The sequence below is a fragment of the Brevundimonas sp. CURTG3B2_SDJG genome, assembly GCF_057364705.1.
In genome coordinates, this window is record NZ_JBNFOJ010000407.1 from 1 (window position 1) to 2,001 (window position 2,001).

Consider the following 2,001-nt stretch of genomic DNA (forward strand, 5'->3'; position numbering starts at 1 on the left):
GGCCAACGGCGCCCCCTCGGCCAAGGACGACCGGGCGACCCAGCCCACCACGCCGTCGCGGCGTGCGCGGCCCCCAGGCGCGGTCCTGCTCGAACTCCAGGACGTCGAAGGCCTCGCCGAAGATCAGCTGGTCGATAACGGCTTCGGAAGCGTCTCGGATATCGGCCACCGTCGCGGTGCAGCGCATCGGCCGCGCCGCGCGGTAGGCCCGGGCGCGCACGATCCCTTCCAGACCCTGCTCCGCCAGGTCGGGGCGGGCCAGGGTGGTGCGGGGATCCAGGATGGCTTCGGTTGCGGTCAAACGAGACTCGTCCGGTTGAGCCGTCGTCTTAGCCCCAGATGCCGAAAGGGCCGTTAACGCCTGCGATTATTTCTCAGTGGGCGTGGCTTGTTTGGGGATCACGCCGCGAACCGGCTCCGCAACATCTCGAACGAGGCCCGCAACGCCTGGGCCTCGCCGCCTTCGGGCCAGCCAGGACGGGCGCGCGGATTCCAGGCGAAAATGTCCATGTGCGCCCAAACGCCGGTCTGGGGCGCGAACCTCTGCAGGAACAGGGCGGCGCAGACCGAGCCGGCCTGGGCCCAGCGACGAGTCGTTCTTGATGTCGGCGATCTCGGTGTCCAGCGCCGATCGGTAGCCCGCCCACAGCGGCATACGCCAAAGGGGGTCCCCCACCCGCCGGGCCGCCGCGAGCATGTCGGCCGCCAGGGCTTCGTCGTCGGTATAGAGCGGCGGCAGTTCCGGCCCCAGGGCGATCCGCGCCGCCCCGGTCAGGGTGGCGAAGTCCAGGGTCAGGTCGGGCGCATGCTCGCCCGCCCGGGTCAGGACGTCGGCCAGGATGAGCCGCCCCTCGGCGTCGGTGTTGCCGATCTCGATGGTCAGGCCCTTTCGGCTGGACAGGATGTCCCCCGGCCGGAAGGCGTCGCCCGAGACGGCGTTCTCGACAGCGGCGACCAGCACCACCAGGCGCACGGGCAGCTTCGCCTGCATGACCAGCCGGCCCAGCGCCAGGGCGTGGGCCGCGCCGCCCATGTCCTTCTTCATGTTGCGCATGCCGGCCGCCGGCTTCAGGTCCAGCCCGCCGGTGTCGAAGACCACCCCCTTGCCGACCAGGGCGACCAGCGGCAGTTCCGTCCGGCCCAGGTTCCAGCCGATCTCGATCACCCGGGGCGCCCGGTGAGGCGCGGCGGCCCGGCCGACGGCGTGGACGGCCGGATAGTTCTCTTCCAGCAGGGCGTCGCCGGTCGTGACGGTCAGGGCCGCTCCGCCGCTCTCGGCGATCTCGCGCGCGATGGTCTCGAGCTGCAGCGGGCCCATGTCGCCGGCCGGAGTGTCGACCATCTCGCGGGCCAGGGCGCAGGCCGCCGCGATGTCCAGCAGCGAGGCGACGTCGGCGCCCGGGGACCGCCAGGCGCGCCGCCTTGGCGGAGCGGATCTTGTATCGGTCGAAGCGATAGGCCCCGAGCGCAAAGGCCAGAGCCGCCTGCGTCGCGGCCTCGCCCTCGACGCCCTCGAGCCGCCACAGGCCGTCGGGGAGCCTTGAGGCCAGCCCGCGCGCGCTCATCGGATCGAAGACGGCGTCGCCCGCCCCGAACAGGGCCCCCGCGACCTCGCCGGACGCATCCGGCAGAAGGAGGAACTGGCCCGCCTTGCCGGTGAAATCGTTGGCGGCCGCCCACGCGGCCTCGCCATCCGCCAAGACCGCGTCCGTCCCGACGACGCGCACCGATCGCGCGCCGGTCGCGTCGGCGGTCAGGATGTCGGGGTGCAGGACGGACATGGAGCAGCCTTTCCGGCCCGCATGGACCGATGTTAACCAGCAGTTGACGCGGAGGGCCGATTCTCAGGGCCGACCTTTCCGGAGCGCCCCTCCATGTCGCGCACCGACGCCCCGCATCGCAAACCATCGCCCGTCCCTGGCCCCTGGCCGCCCTCGCCCGCCCTGGCGCAACAGCAAACAGCCGGCTGCGCCGGTGAACCCCCGGCGGCCAATCCCGCCC

Annotated in this window: 2 pseudogenes; both read right to left on the reverse strand. The window is 72.4% G+C overall.

The annotated features are described in order from the left end of the window. Nucleotides 1–301 (reverse strand): annotated as a pseudogene (locus tag AC2W7C_RS17185) (peptidoglycan endopeptidase); the annotation flags it as partial. Between the two features lie 98 nt (nucleotides 302–399). Continuing rightward, nucleotides 400–1,781 (reverse strand): annotated as a pseudogene (locus AC2W7C_RS17190) (leucyl aminopeptidase family protein). Between the last annotated feature and the right edge of the window lie 220 nt (nucleotides 1,782–2,001).